General features: G+C 57.8%; 13 protein-coding genes. 4 read left to right on the forward strand and 9 right to left on the reverse strand.

Annotated features, from left to right (window positions below):
• The first annotated feature begins 229 nt into the window (after positions 1-229).
• Entirely contained in the window at positions 230-1,486 is a 1,257-nt protein-coding gene (locus L977_RS13590; RefSeq protein WP_047625987.1) for a nucleoside permease, read from the forward strand.
• Between the two features lie 88 nt (positions 1,487-1,574).
• Here L977_RS13590 and citG read toward each other — a convergent pair whose 3' ends face one another.
• From citG to L977_RS13630, 8 genes are read right to left on the reverse strand one after another with little or no spacing between them, the layout of a single operon-like run.
• A complete protein-coding gene (gene citG, locus L977_RS13595) occupies positions 1,575-2,378 on the reverse strand; it encodes a triphosphoribosyl-dephospho-CoA synthase CitG (protein WP_047344499.1) in 804 nt (267 codons plus the stop codon).
• Complete coding sequence (gene citX / locus L977_RS13600; RefSeq protein ID WP_014885204.1) at positions 2,356-2,895, reverse strand: citrate lyase holo-[acyl-carrier protein] synthase; 540 nt, start codon at positions 2,893-2,895, stop codon at positions 2,356-2,358. The genes citG and citX overlap by 23 nt, the downstream gene beginning before the upstream one ends.
• Positions 2,896-2,897: 2 nt before the next feature.
• On the reverse strand, positions 2,898-4,415 hold the full coding sequence (citF, locus tag L977_RS13605; protein ID WP_047625988.1) for a citrate lyase subunit alpha: 1,518 nt from the start codon (positions 4,413-4,415) through the stop codon (positions 2,898-2,900).
• A 10-nt stretch (positions 4,416-4,425) separates the two neighbouring features.
• The gene (gene citE / locus L977_RS13610; protein ID WP_047625989.1) at positions 4,426-5,301 is read right to left on the reverse strand and encodes a citrate (pro-3S)-lyase subunit beta; all 876 of its coding nucleotides are present in this window, start codon (positions 5,299-5,301) and stop codon (positions 4,426-4,428) included.
• The gene (citD, locus tag L977_RS13615; protein ID WP_014885207.1) at positions 5,298-5,591 is read right to left on the reverse strand and encodes a citrate lyase acyl carrier protein; all 294 of its coding nucleotides are present in this window, start codon (positions 5,589-5,591) and stop codon (positions 5,298-5,300) included. The genes citE and citD overlap by 4 nt, the downstream gene beginning before the upstream one ends.
• Positions 5,592-5,607: 16 nt before the next feature.
• Positions 5,608-6,630 (reverse strand): [citrate (pro-3S)-lyase] ligase, encoded by a 1,023-nt coding sequence (citC, locus tag L977_RS13620; protein WP_014885208.1) that lies wholly within the window; start codon positions 6,628-6,630, stop codon positions 5,608-5,610.
• A gap of 10 nt (positions 6,631-6,640) precedes the next feature.
• Positions 6,641-7,504 (reverse strand): fumarylacetoacetate hydrolase family protein, encoded by an 864-nt coding sequence (locus tag L977_RS13625; protein WP_023337766.1) that lies wholly within the window; start codon positions 7,502-7,504, stop codon positions 6,641-6,643.
• Positions 7,505-7,521: 17 nt separating this feature from the next.
• Positions 7,522-8,883 (reverse strand): 2-hydroxycarboxylate transporter family protein, encoded by a 1,362-nt coding sequence (locus tag L977_RS13630; protein WP_023337767.1) that lies wholly within the window; start codon positions 8,881-8,883, stop codon positions 7,522-7,524.
• A gap of 347 nt (positions 8,884-9,230) precedes the next feature.
• On the opposite strand from L977_RS13630, the gene L977_RS13635 reads away from it, so the two are divergent.
• Both L977_RS13635 and L977_RS13640 read left to right on the forward strand, forming a co-directional pair.
• On the forward strand, positions 9,231-10,856 hold the full coding sequence (locus L977_RS13635) for an ATP-binding protein (RefSeq protein ID WP_047625990.1): 1,626 nt from the start codon (positions 9,231-9,233) through the stop codon (positions 10,854-10,856).
• Positions 10,846-11,538, forward strand: coding sequence for a response regulator (locus tag L977_RS13640; RefSeq protein ID WP_023337769.1), 693 nt, complete (start codon positions 10,846-10,848; stop codon positions 11,536-11,538). Before L977_RS13635 ends, L977_RS13640 begins: the two co-directional genes overlap by 11 nt.
• A gap of 54 nt (positions 11,539-11,592) precedes the next feature.
• On the opposite strand, the gene L977_RS13645 is transcribed toward L977_RS13640, so the two are convergent.
• Positions 11,593-13,728 carry an ornithine decarboxylase gene (locus tag L977_RS13645; protein ID WP_047625991.1) on the reverse strand — a complete coding sequence of 712 codons (2,136 nt, stop codon included), beginning with the start codon at positions 13,726-13,728 and terminating at the stop codon, positions 11,593-11,595.
• A gap of 182 nt (positions 13,729-13,910) precedes the next feature.
• Between L977_RS13645 and L977_RS13650 the strand changes: the two genes are divergently transcribed.
• Positions 13,911-14,624, forward strand: coding sequence for a DUF554 domain-containing protein (locus tag L977_RS13650; protein WP_047625992.1), 714 nt, complete (start codon positions 13,911-13,913; stop codon positions 14,622-14,624).
• Positions 14,625-14,760 lie beyond the last annotated feature (136 nt).

Here is a 14,760-nt window from a genome sequence, read left to right on the forward strand (position 1 = left end):
CCTCTCCCCGTGGGAGAGGGTCAGGGTGAGGGCATCAGGCCGCACTCACTCACCCCACCCATACGAAAATGTTATTTGCATCACAATCCAAACTGCAAATTAATGTGGATTGCATTTTTTTGCGGGAGGTAACAAAACATATCGTTGCCAACTGATAGAATTGCATCAAATAACAACCCTGAATGTTCCAAAAACAACATATCTCCCGCTCACTTGTGAGGAAAGTAACATGAACCTTAAGCTGCAGCTTAAAATATTGTCGTTTCTGCAGTTCTGCCTGTGGGGTAGCTGGCTGACTACACTCGGCTCCTATATGTTTGTGACGCTCAAGTTCGATGGTGCGTCAATCGGTGCCGTCTACAGCTCGCTGGGTATCGCGGCGGTCTTCATGCCAACACTGCTCGGTATCGTGGCGGATAAATGGTTAAGTGCGAAATGGCTGTACATGCTTTGCCATCTGGTGGGCGCGGGGACGCTGTTTATGGCGGCCGAAGTGACCACGCCAGGGGCAATGTTTATGGTGATCCTGCTTAACTCGCTGGCCTATATGCCAACGCTTGGGCTGATCAACACCATCTCTTACTACCGCCTGAAATCTGCCGGGATGGATATCGTGACCGATTTCCCGCCAATCCGTATCTGGGGCACCATCGGCTTTATCATGGCAATGTGGGGCGTGAGCTTCGCAGGCTTTGAACTGAGCCATATGCAGCTCTACATCGGTGCCGCGCTCTCCGTGCTGCTGGCGATCTTCACCCTGACGCTGCCAACCATTCCGGTTTCAAACCAGCAGAAAAACCAGAGCTGGAGCACCATGCTCGGTCTGGACGCGTTCGCGCTGTTTAAAAACAAACGGATGGCGATCTTCTTTATCTTCTCCATGCTGCTGGGCGCAGAGCTGCAGATCACCAACATGTTCGGCAACACCTTCCTGCACAGCTTCGATAACAATCCGCTGTTTGCCGGAAGCTTTATCGTTGAGCATGCGTCGGTGATGATGTCCATCTCTCAGATCTCTGAGACGCTGTTCATCCTGACCATCCCGTTCTTCCTGAGCCGCTACGGCATCAAGAACGTCATGCTGATCAGTATCGCGGCATGGATGTTGCGCTTTGGTCTGTTCGCCTACGGCGACCCGAGCGCATTCGGCACCGTACTGCTGGTGCTGTCGATGATTGTTTACGGCTGTGCCTTCGACTTCTTCAACATTTCCGGTTCCGTATTCGTGGAAAAAGAAGTGAAGCCTGAAATCCGTGCCAGCGCACAGGGCATGTTCCTGATGATGACCAACGGCTTCGGCTGTATTCTGGGCGGCGTGGTGAGCGGTAAAGTGGTAGAGATGTACACCACCAACGGCATCACCAACTGGCAGCCGGTGTGGCTGATCTTCGCCGCATACTCGCTGGTGCTGTTCTTCGCGTTCATCGTGCTGTTCAAGTACAAGCACGTGCGTGTGCCGAACGGTGCGCAGCCGATCGCGCACTAATCTTTGGTGTGTTGTGCCCGGTGGCGCTAACGCTTACCGGGCCTACAAAACCCAACCGTAGGCCGGGTAAGGCGAAGCCGCCACCCGGCTATTTTATTCCAGACAGCACCCACCCCACCGACAGCAAATCCGCGCTGCCCCCCGGACTCAGATTGCGTTCTATCAATGCGATATCCATTTTAAGCAACGCTTCGCGGTCCCAGCCGTTAGCCAGCAATTCCCGCGCGTAGTCCTGAACGTAGCGCAGCCCTTCCATGCCACCGCGCGACACCAGATTGCTGTCCTGATTGACTGACATCAGGCGTAACAGCAGGCTGTGAAGCGACCGTCCGTTCCACTGTGCCAACGCCTTACGCACCGTGGCAAAGCCGCTTTCCGCCTCACCGCGCGCGCCGGTTAAGCCGTGCTGCTGAAACTGCCGCTCGCCCGCCGTCGCCTGCCCGCTGCGCGCGGCCAGCTCTCGCGACACCAGCCCGCGGCAGATGTTACCCACCTCACAACAGAGGCTGTCCGCAGAAAGATTGTTCACACGTCCGGCGGCGAAGCACAGTAAACCCAGGGCAAAAATCCCGCCTTTGTGCGTATTCACGCCGTTCGTCGCGGCGTACATCGCCTGCTCGCAGGCCATCCCCATTGGGCGGATAATCCGTAGCTGTGCGTCAGCGGGCTTATCCGCATGCGCGTTACCAAGTTCAGCAAAGCGCGCAAACCACGGCGTAATCGCCGCAATGCTGCGGGCAAACAGCGCGTGGTCCATATCGCGGTGGGAACCGTTATTGAGCTTGTCCACCAGCCCCGGTTTGGGCGTCAGCTCCAGCTCCTGCCACAGTGCCGCTTCGGCAAGCGCGGGCACGTCCGCAATGCGGGGTTTAGTCGCGAGCAAACCAGTCATCAATCATCTTCTCCACCCGGGAAACCACCTGCTCAACGGGATGGTTCCGCGAGCGGGAACAGGCATGCGCAGGTTCGTCGCAGATCAGGCAGCGTCTGAGATTTGCCCCCAGCGACTGACGCCCGACGTGGCCATGCTGAGGGCAGATAACATCCAGATCCCACAGCCTGCCGAGCGGGTGCGTCTGCTCCAGATCCGCGCAGTGCGCTTTAATTTCCGCTGCCGGATGAGCCACGCACCACAGGGCCTCGGGCCCGGTCGGAAGCCACAGCACCTGACGGTCCAGCACCTGCCAGCGGTTCTCCCATAGCAGCTGGTCGCACGTCTGGAGCGCTACGCCCATGGTGTTGCGATAGCGCAGGCTGTCTTTAATTTCCCCTGGCGTGACCAGCGTGAGGGAAATCACCGGTTGTTGATAGTGCTCAAGCATGTCAGCCTGACGCGCTGCGCGGCGCTCTTTCGCCGCCAGCAGTTCGTCCAGGCTGACACCCGTCCGCACGGGTGTCGCTACTGTCATAATCACTCCTTCACCTGTCGCACGGTGTCGATCACGCTGCCGTCGCGGTAGCGGATCACCCCGACGATTTTGTCGGTAAACTCAATCGGCTTTGGTACGCCCGTCAGCGATATCACCCGTTCATAGAGCGCGTTGATATCCACAATCTTCAGCCCGGCAGCTATCAGCCGCTCACGCACCTCCGGGCGAGCCGGGTTAACCGCAATGCCGTGATCGGTGACCAGCACGTCGATGCTCTCACCCGGCGTGAGGCGCGTGGTGACGCGCTTCACGACCGTCGGAATGCGGCTGCGCAGCAGCGGCGCGACGACGATGGTGAGGTTCGCCGCAGCGGCCACGTCGCAGTGTCCGCCGGACGCGCCGCGCATCACGCCGTCGGAGCCGGTGATGACGTTGACGTTGAAATCAACGTCGATTTCGAGGGCGCTGAGGATCACCACGTCGAGCTGGTCGCAGCTTGCCGCCTTGCTGCCGGGGTTGGCGTAAACATTGGTGGAGATCTCCACGTGGTTCGGGTTGCGCGCCAGAGACGCCGCCGCCTGGCCGTCAAAGCACTGGGTGTCGAGCAGCTTTTCGATGAGCCCCTTCTCGTGCAAATCCACCAGGCTGCCGGTGATGCCGCCAAGCGCGAAGCGCGCCTTCACGCCGCTGCGCTCCATTTTCTCTTCCATAAAACGCGTGCAGGCGGTCGCCGCCGCGCCGGAGCCGGTCTGCATTGAGAAGCCCGGGTTAAAGTAGCCGGAATGTTCAATCACGTCCGCCGCATAGCGGGCGATCATCAGCTCGCGCGGGTTGCTGGTGACGCGCGCCGCGCCAACGCTGATTTTCGCCGGGTCACCGACGCTCTCAACCTGCACGACGTAGTCCACCTGGTCCTGCACCAGGCTGGCGGGCATATTGGGGAACGGCACCAGTTCTTCGGTCAGCAGCACCACCTTGCGGGCAAAGTGCGCATCCACCATGGCGTAGCCCAGCGAGCCGCAGCAGGATTTACCGTGGGTGCCGTTGGCGTTGCCAAACTCATCGCTGCACGGCACGCCGAGAAACGCCACGTCGATATTCAGCTCGCCGTCCTGCAAGAGCTTCACGCGCCCGCCGTGGGAGTGAATTTGCACCGGCTCGTCCATCAGCCCGTGGGAGATGGCATCCGCCAGCCTGCCGCGCATTCCGGAGGTGTAAATCCGGGTGATGACGCCGCTTTCAATATGCTCGATCAGCGCGTCATTGCAGGTCATCAGCGAGCTGGAGGCCAGCGTCAGGTTTTTGAAACCCATTCGCGCCAGCAGCGCCACGACGGTGTTGATCACCCGGTCGCCTTCGCGAAACGCGTGGTGGAAAGAGATGGTCATCCCGTCCTGCAGGCCGCAGCGCTTCACCGCCTCTTCAACGGAGGCGCAGAGTTTGCGGCTGTGCTTCGCGTCAGCATCCGCCAGCCACGGCGTCGCGCTGTGGGCGGTATCAAACGGTTTTAAGCCCCGCAGATGGGGGAAATTCATATGGAGAAGTTCAGTCTGGTTCATTCTGTCATCCTTACCGACGCACGCCGGAGGCCGCCGCGCGCTCCAGCACCACCTGCGCGTGGTTAATAATCGGTGCATCCACCATTTTGCCGTTGAGCGACACCACGCCCAGGCCGTTACGCTCGCCCTCTTCTGCCGCCTCAATCACTCGCTTCGCGTGTTCCACCTCTTCCTGCGTCGGGGCGTAAGCGTTATGCAGCAGGTCAATCTGGCGCGGGTTAATCAGCGATTTGCCGTTAAAACCCATCTTGCGGATCAGATCGACCTCGCGCAGGAACCCGGCCTCGTCGTTAACGTCTGACCACACCACGTCGAAGGCGTCGATACCCTCCGCGCGAGCGGCGTGCAATACGGCGCAGCGGGCGTAGAACAGCTCGGTGCCGTCGCCGCGCTCGGTCTGCATATCCATCACATAATCAAAGGCGGCCAGCGCGATGCCGATGAGGCGCGGGGAGCTGCGGGCAATCGCCACGGCATTTATCACGCCAATGGCCGATTCAATCGCCGCCATGACGCGGGTAGAGCCGACTTCGCGGCCGCACTCGCGTTCAATACGCGCCAGGTGCCCCTCCAGCTCGTAGATATCGTCCGGGGTATCGGTTTTCGGCAGGCGAATCACGTCCACGCCCGCCCGCACGGCGGCTTCCAGATCCAGCAGGCCAAACGGCGTGCTCAGCGGGTTAATGCGCACCACGGTTTCGATATCCTGATACATCGGGTGCTGTAGCGCGTGGAACACCAGCATGCGCGCGGTGTCTTTCTCGCGCAGGGCAACGGCGTCTTCCAGGTCAAACATGATGGAATCAGGCCGATAGATAAAGGCGGTGGAAAGCATGGCGGCGTTGGCGCCCGGCAGGAACAGCATACTGCGGCGGAGTTTGCTCATTTCAGCGCCCCCCAGTTGATGGTTTGATCATCGGCGGCACGCATCAGCGCGCTTTGCAGGCGGGCGCGAATAACACAGTCCAGCGCCCCTTTATCTTCAATAATGATGAGTCCCTGGTGCACGTTCATGGCGCGCAATGTGTCGTTGACCACCTGGCGAATCTGCTCGCCAAACTGCTTAATCACTTCACTGTGGATGACTATCTCCAGCTCGCCGTGAGCGGGAGCGATTTTCACCATCAGGTCGCTGGACTCCTGCGTGCCGGCCAGCGCCTCCCTTACAATATTCATGATAAATTCCTGGTAGTTATGCGACTTCGGCACTCGCACGGTAATGCGTTTCGAGATGCGCGAAGGTGGAGTCCGGGACAATCTCCCGGATCCGGGAAAACTGCTGTGTCTTGAGTAAACGGCGCACTTCGGACGCGGAAATGGCGTTGCCGGTGGCCTTGATGCGCGGCATTTCCACCACCTCAATATGCGAGGCCAGCAGGTCGTGCAGCGTCTGGTTGTACTGCCGGGTGATATCGCAAAAGGGCTCCGAGCCGATGAAGCGGTGGGTGATGCCCAGCGCCGGGGCAATAAAGTCCCGGAAAATCAGCACGTCGATTTCACTCCACGCCTGCTGCACTTTGCCGGTCTCCTTCAGGAAGTAGGCCGGGAAGGTGGCGCGGGAGATGATGTACTGCGAGCCTTCATGCACCACCACATTCGGCAGATGCGCCACGCCCGCCCGCACCATCTCAATGCGCGCGCTAAACGGGAAGAACGACGCATCTTCACGCACCACGAAGAGATGCAGCGCATCGCACTGCTGCGCCGCCTGCTCCACCAGATGGCGGTGGCCGAGGGTGAAGGGATTGGCGTTCATCACTATCGCGCCAATGTTCTCCCCGCTTTTGCGCTTCGCGCGCAGGGAACGGCAGTAGCGTTCGATCCCCTGCGGGGTGTTCTCCATCAGCACCGCGTTGTTTCCGCTCTGGGCAATCGGCCAGAAGCCACTGCGGGCAAAGCGCTCCCGGTTGCACGGACGGGTGCAGAGGAAGAGGTGAAAATGGCCGCGCTCCAGCGCCGCATTTTCCACCTCAGCCAGCAGCCGCGCGCTGAGGTTCTCGCCGCGAAGCTGCTCGTTGACCGCCACGCATTTGATGACGTTGGCGGCAAGCCCTGCGCAACCCACCAGCTGCGAGCCGGACCAGGCTTCGACAAACAGCGTGATGTCGTTGTCCAGGCCCAGGCCGCTGTCTGCCAGCAGGTAGCGGATCTGGCTTAGGCGTTCCGGATGCTTCGCCACCAGAGTGTGGCGAAAATCGATGGGTTGACTGTTCATGCCATTTTACTCAGTGTGCTGCCGCAAGCCCGACGGCGGGCGCTTCCACGATCACGTTGCTCAGATGACCGATATGCTCGATCTCCACCTCAATGCGATCGCCCTCTTTCATAAACAGCGGCGGGTTACGCTTTTTCCCCACCCCGCCCGGGGATCCGGTGATGATCACATCGCCCGGGCTGAGGCGGGTGAAGGTGCTGATGTACTCGATCAGCTCCGCAACCTTGTGGATCATGCTGCTGGTGTTGTCTTCCTGCACCATGCGGCCGTTCAGCCAGGTGCGGATTGCCAGCTGGTGCGGATCCGGGATCTCATCCGCCGTCGCCATCCAGGGGCCAAACGCGCCGGTCTGACGCCAGTTTTTTCCGGCTGTAAACCAGGTGTGCTGCCAGTCACGGGCGGAGCCGTCCATGTAGCAGCTGTAGCCCGCCACGTGGCGCAGCGCGTCGTCGCGGCTGATGTTCTCCCCACCTTTGCCGATGATCACCGCCAGCTCGCCTTCGTAGTCGAATTCACTGGAGTGGCGCGGCTTCAGCACCGGTTCGTTATGGCCGGTCTGTGAATCAGGGAAGCGGACAAACAGCGTCGGGGCCGGGTTATGCTGGTCAAACTCCTTGCGCTTGTCGGCGTAGTTCATGCCCACGCAGAGAATTTTTTCCGGCTGCTCAATCACCGGTAAGAAGGTGATAGCGCTCATCGGCACGTCCACCGCGTCGTTCAGGTAGCGGGTGGCCTGCGCCAGCCCGTTGCCCTCCAGCAGCGCCTTGAGGTCGCTGTAGCGGTCGCCGAGACGGCGGCCTAAATCAATCACGCCGTCGGCCTGGACGATGCCGTAGCTGCGTTTTCCCTGGTATAAAAAGCTTGCGAGTTTCATTGTTCTTTCCTGAAAACTTAAACGAGGAAGTTGCCCAGAATCAGCAGAGAGACAGAGACGTTAATCGCTCCGCCGATACGGGTAGCAATCTGGGCGAACGGCATCAGGCTCATGCGGTTGCCTGCGGTCAGGATCGCCACGTCGCCGGTACCGCCCTGCCCGCTCTGGCAGCAGGAGACGATGGCGACATCAATCGGATGCATACCGATCTTTTTGCCGACGAAGAAGCCGGTCGCCACCAGCGCCGAAACGGTGCTGACAATCACCAGCAGGTTGCTGACGGTGAACGCCGCCACCAGTTCGTGCCATGGGGTGATAGCCACGCCGACGGCGAAGAGGATGGGGTAGGTCACGGAAGTCTGGAAGAATTTGTATACCACCTGCGAGCCCTCCAGCAGGCGCGGAGAGGCGCCGTTGCAGAGCTTCACCAGCACCGCCATAAACAGCATGCCGACCGGGGCTGGCAGGCCAATGAGCTTGTGGCCGAGCATGCCCAGCATGTAGAGCAGCACCGCCAGCAGAGCGCCAGAGGCGATTGTGGTCACGTCCGCTTTACCAGAGAACGCAGGCTGAGAGACGGTGGTATCGGCATTGGCGCGGTTAGGCATCAGCTGGCCTTCACCGGTCAGGTGCGGGTAGCGCTTACCAAGCTGGTTCAGGCAACCGGAGATAATGATCGCGGTCAGACCGCCGAGCATCACCATCGGCAGCACGCGACCGAGCGCTACGCCCTGGTCCATGTGCAGCAGGGTGGCATAACCGATGGAAAGCGGAATTGCGCCTTCCCCGACGCCGCCCGCCATAATGGGCAGAATGATAAAGAAGAAGATCTGGAACGGCTCCAGGCCCAGCGCGAGACCAACGCCCATCCCCACCAGCATGCCGACAATTTCACCGCACAGCATCGGGAAGAAGATGCGCAGGAAGCCCTGAATCAGCACCGTGCGGTTCATGCTCATGATGCTGCCGACGATAATGCAGCAGATGTAGAGATAGAGAATATTGGTGGATTTATAGAACTTAGTGGTGGACTCGACCACCACATCCGGCAGCAGGCCGTAATAGACCAGCGCGGAAGGGATAAAGGTGGCGCAAATCGCCGCCGCACCGAGCTTGCCGACAATCGGCAGGCGCTTGCCAAACTCACCGCAGGCAAAGCCGAAGAAGGCCAGGGTCGCTACCATCACCACGATGTCGCTCGGCAGCTTTCCGCCCAGACAATCAATCGCAATCAGTGCGCCCGCCAGAACAAACAGCGGCAGAGGGATAATCCCGATTTTCCAGGTATCCATAATATGCCACCAACGCTCTTTGAGCGAGGGTCGCTGAATTTCAATCGGGTCGTGGGTAACAGAGAAAGAATCGTCAGTTGTGCTCATAATAAGCCCCTTGGTTATTTTGTGCGTTCAGCTTAGAGTCACAAAGGCTTACTTTATGTGAGGGATGACATATTAAAAGCGAAGTTTTAATGGCCACTATGGTTTTAATGGTTTCTTTTATTTAATGTGATTTATGCCTTATTTATTATCGTGGTTTTTATGGTTTCTTTTCTGAATTGAACAAACAAATAACATTTATTCATATAGCCTGAACGAGGTAAGCCCTCAGGATAAATCTTTTACAGCGCCCGCTGTGCAAGGGATCACAAGTTTTCGGCAAAGCGCAGGCGGCCATAGAAAAAAAGATGATATATTGGCGATCTTTGTCGCTACCTTGCGTGATAGTTATGAAAGTCTCTTTCCAGATTAAGTTGTTTATTTCGCTGGTTGCCTTTTTCTCAGTGCTTTTTGCGTTGCTGGGCGGATATTATTATGCCGATGTCGGTAAGCAGCTTTATCAGGAAATGAGTGCGCGCGCAAAAATACAGGCGGAGGAGATTGCGCTTATTCCGTCATTACGCAATGAAGTTGAACAAAAAGATATCACCGCGATCCATGATTTTATGCAGAAAATGGCTGCCCATAGCGATGCCAGCTTTATTGTCATTGGAGATAACACGGGAAAGCACCTTTTTCATTCCGTCTTTGCCGACAGAGTGGGCACGACGCTGGTTGGCGGCGACAATGAGGCCGTCCTGCAGGGGAAAAGCACGACAACCATCCGTAAAGGCGGACTGGGTATTTCGCTGCGCAGTAAAGCCCCTATCTTCAACGATGCCGGGCAGGTTGTTGGCATTGTTTCCGTGGGCTATCTCACCAGCTACCTGGATACCATTACCGTCAGTAAAGTGGTCAATATCCTGATTGCCGCCGTGCTGCTGCTTTTGGCCCTCTTTATCTTCTCCTGGTTCTTTACCCGCAGTATAAAGAAGCAGATCTTCTCCCTCGAACCGCGAGAAATCGGCCTGCTGGTACGTCAGCAAAAGGCGATGATGGAATCTATCTACGAAGGGGTGATTGCCATTGATAACGAGCGGCGCATAGAAGTGATCAACCAGGCGGCGCGCAAACTGCTGGGGCTGAGCCAGCCGGCGCGTGAACTGCGCGGACAGTTGATAAGCCAGGTGATCGACCCGGTCCCGTTCTTCGACACGCAGACGATGCTGGCTAAAGATACCCACGATGAGATTTGCCGTTTTAACGATCTCACGGTGATTGCCAGCCGGGTTCACATCATGCTTGAGGGCTCGCTACAGGGCTGGGTGATCACCTTCCGCGATCGCAACGAAATCGACTCTCTGAGCGCCCAGCTCAGCCAGGTAAAGCGCTATGTCGATAACCTGCGCATTATGCGTCACGAGCAGTTAAATCGGATGACCACCCTCTCCGGCCTGCTGCATATGAGCCGCTATGAGGAGGCGATTGGCTATATACAGGCGCAGTCGGAACATGCCCAGGAGCTGCTGGACTTTATCTCGTCGCGCTTCAGTTCCCCCACCCTGTGTGGCCTGCTGCTGGGAAAAGCCGCCCGCGCGCGGGAAAAAGGCGTCGAGCTGAGTTTCGACCCGGCCTGTCGGCTGGATAAGCCGTTCCTGCCGCTTGGGGAGCAAGAGTTGATTTCGATTATTGGTAACCTGCTGGATAACGCCATCGAAGCAACACAGCGCTCGCCGCTTCCCCATACGCCGGTGGAAGTGCTGATAAAACTCAGCGAGCAGGAGCTGATTATTGAAGTCGCCGACCAGGGCGTAGGCATTAAACCGGAGATCCGTGAGCGGATCTTTGAACGCGGCATCACCACCAAAACACGCGGCGATCATGGGATTGGTCTGTATCTGATCGAAAGCTACGTTACGCAGGCTGGCGGCGCGATAGAAGTTGCCGATAATACCCCACGCGGCGCCATTTTCTCATTGTTTATCCCGGCCTCGGGAACCGTCCGGCAACTGGAAGACACCGACTATGCAACATGAACTTATCGACGTACTGATTGTTGAAGACGAGAACGAACTGGCACAGCTGCACGCGGAGCTCATCAGCAAACACCCGCGTCTGAGACTGGTGGGGATTGCCTCGTCACTGGCCGACGCGCAGGTTCAGCTTGAGCGTAAACAGCCTCAGCTGATGCTGCTGGATAACTATCTGCCGGACGGCAAAGGCATCACCCTTATCAGTAACCCGATGCTGACCCGCGCCAACTGCTCGGTGATTTTCATCACCGCCGCCAGCGATATGGACACCTGCAGCCAGGCCATCCGCAACGGCGCATTTGACTATATCCTCAAGCCGGTTTCCTGGAAGCGCCTCAGCCAGTCGCTGGAGCGCTTTGTGCAATTTGCCGAACAGCAGCGCGTCTGGAAGATTGTCGATCAGCAAAACGTCGATTCACTGTATCAACTCCAGGCGAAGAACTACCGCCAGGACAACGGCAGCAAAGGGATTGAGGAGAATACGCTGGCCCGGGTGCAGGCGCTGTTCAACGACAAGGCGACGCACTGCTTTACCGTGGATGAGGTGGTGAGCGAAACGGGGTTGAGTAAAACCACTACCCGGCGCTATCTGGAGCACTGCGTGGAGGCGGGGTTTTTGAGCGTGGAGATGCTGTACGGGAAGATTGGGCATCCAAGGAGGATGTACAAGCGTAGTGCGGTTTGATGAAACGTTCCCTCTCCCTGTGGGAGAGGGTTAGGGTGAGGGCAGCAGCCCGCACTACCTCAACACATACCCATACAGCCGTTTAATCCCGTCCGCATCCTTCTCGCTGTATACCCCCTGCAGCTCCGGCGAGAAGCCCGGCAGCAGGTTGATGCCCTCTTCCAGCGCCAGGAAGTAACGCTGTACCGCCCCGCCCCAGACTTCACCCGGCACCACGCACAGCACGCCAGGCGGATAGGGCAGCGCCCCTTCGGCAGCAATGCGCCCTGCGGCATCCCGTATGCGAACCAGCTCCACCTCTCCGCGAATATAGGCCCGGTTTGCATCCTGCGGGTTCATTACCACCTCAGGCAAGCTCTCCTTGCGGAACATCGCCTTCTGCAGATCTTTTACGTCAAAGCTGACATAAAGATCGTGCATCTCCTGACACAACTGGCGGAGGGTGTAATCCCGGTAGCGCACCGGATATTTCTGGTAGATGGTCGGCAGTACGTCCGACAGCGGCGTATCGTCTTCAATATGCTGCTCGAACTGTCCCAGCATTGCCACCAGCTGCGCCAGCTTCTCGCTGCTTTCAGCTGGCGTCAGCAGGAACAGGATTGAGTTGAGATCGCATTTCTCCGGCACGATGCCGTTTTCGCGCAGGTAGTGCGCAAGAATGGTCGCCGGAATGCCGAACCCGGTATATTCCCCGGTTTCCGCATCAATACCCGGCGTGGTCAGCAGCAGCTTGCACGGGTCGACAAAGTACTGCTCGCGGGCATAGCCCGCAAACCCGTGCCATTTCGCCCCCGGCTCGAAGCTGAAGAAGCGGCGCTCGCTGGCAATGGCGTGCGTCGGATGATCCTGCCACGGCCGCCCCGCCACCACCGGCGGGATAAACGGCTTAATCATATGGCAGTTGGCAATGATCGCCTTGCGCGCCTCAATGCCCAGCTCAACACACTCCGCCCACAGCCTGCGCCCACTCTCGCCTTCATGAATTTTGGCATTCACATCCAGCGCTGCAAACAGCGGATAAAACGGACTGGTGGAGGCGTGCAGCATAAACGCATTGTTCAGCCGCTTATGGGGGCAGAACCGCGCCTGGCCACGAATGTGGTTATCCTTTTTATGGATCTGCGACGTTTGCGAGAACCCGGCCTGCTGTTTGTGCACCGACTGGGTCACAAAAATGCCAGGATCGTTCTCGTTCAGCTCCAGCAACAGCGGAGACGTTTCCGCCATCATCGGAATAAATTGCTCGTAGCCCACCCAGGCAGAGTCAAACAGGATGTAATCACACAGATGGCCGATCTTGTCGATCACCTGACGGGCGTTGTAGATCGTGCCGTCATAGGTGCCAAGCTGGATGATCGCCAGGCGGAACGGACGCGCCTCGTCGGCTTTCTCCGGCGCAGCCTCGCGGATAAGATCGCGCAGGTACGCGTCATCAAAACAGTGCTCGTCAATCCCGCCAATAAAGCCAAATGGATTACGCGCAGCCTCAAGATACACCGGCGTGGCCCCTGCCTGAATCAGCGCCCCGTGGTGGTTAGATTTATGGTTGTTGCGGTCGAACAGCACCAGATCGCCACGCGTCAGCAGCGCGTTGGTCACCACCTTGTTGGCCGCCGACGTGCCGTTCAGCACGAAGTAGGTTTTATCCGCATTGAACACTTTCGCCGCGAACTTTTGCGCATGCTTGGCGGACCCTTCGTGGATCAGTAAATCCCCGAGTTTCACGTCAGCATTGCACATGTCGGCACGAAACACGTTCTCACCGAAGAAATCAAAGAACTGTCGTCCCGCCGGATGCTTTTTGAAAAACGCCCCGTGCTGGTGACCAGGACAGGCGAAGGTGCTGTTACCCATCTCCACGTACTGGCTCAGGGTGTCAAAAAACGGCGGCAGCAGATTCTCTTCGTAACGGCTGGCAGCAGTCTCCAGTTCCAGAAACTCCTGCGCTTTCCCCGAGATGACCGCGGTAGCACCGTCAGGCACGTCCGTTTGCTCCTGCGAGAAAATAAACACCGGTAGCTGAAAGCCCGTGCGTTTCAGCAACGCGAGAATACCGCTGCGACTTTCAGCAGTTGTCATGACGACTGCCGCCACATCGGTAAAATCCGTGTTATCCAGCGTCACCTTTTCACGGTGGGTTGAGACAGTGGAGAGCAGCTCGCGGCTGACGGCAATTTTCATGGTTTTCATAGGCGCTAGTTACCCTCACCGAATGGCGAGACAGGGAGGAGAAAATTCGCGCAATAATGTCACCTTTTATTTTTAGGTGCAAGAAGGAATCAATATGCACAAAACCTTCCAAAGCTAAGCGTAATGCCCGCTTTGCGTGTCATAATCATGCAATACCAATGATTAAGTAACAGGAGTTAGCGGTGGTAATTGGACCCTTTATCAACGCCGGCGCAGTGCTGCTGGGCGGTATACTTGGCGGCGTGTTAAGCCAGCGGCTACCGGAGCGTATTCGTACCTCCATGCCGTCTATTTTTGGCCTGGCCTCGCTGGGCATCGGCATCCTTTTAGTCATCAAATGCGCCAACCTGCCCGTCATGGTGCTGGCAACGCTGCTCGGCGCGCTGATTGGCGAATTTTGCTATCTGGAAAAGGGCATCAATAACGCGGTAGGCAAAGCCAAAAACCTGATTGCCCGACCCGGTAAGGCGAAAAACGGTTCGCACGAGTCGTTTATTCAGAACTACGTGGCGATCATTATTCTGTTTTGTGCCAGCGGCACCGGGATATTCGGTTCGATGCAGGAAGGGATGACGGGCGACCCGAGTATATTAATTGCGAAAGCGTTTCTCGATTTCTTCACCGCCACCATTTTTGCCACCACGCTCGGTATCGCCGTCGCGGCAATTTGCGTCCCGATGCTGCTGATTCAGCTGGCACTCGCCACCTGCGCCACGTTGATTCTCCCGCTCACCACGCCGGCGATGATGGCAGACTTTACTGCCGTCGGCGGCCTGCTGTTGCTGGCGACCGGGTTACGCATCTGCGGGATTAAGATGTTTGCCGTGGTGAATATGCTGCCCGCGCTGCTGATCGCCATGCCGCTCTCAGCGCTCTGGACGCGCTTTTTCGCTTAAGAGTGCGGCGAAATGGCGAGAGATTGCGCAGTCCGTAACGAAAACAACATTTTTCGTTGACGGCAGGAAGCAGATCAGGTTTAATGCGCCCCGTTGCCCGGATAGCTCAGTCGGTAGAGCAGGGGATTGAAAATCC

The organism is Enterobacter sp. ZOR0014, assembly GCF_000798855.1.
Classification (GTDB): Bacteria; Pseudomonadota; Gammaproteobacteria; order Enterobacterales; family Enterobacteriaceae; genus Enterobacter; species Enterobacter kobei.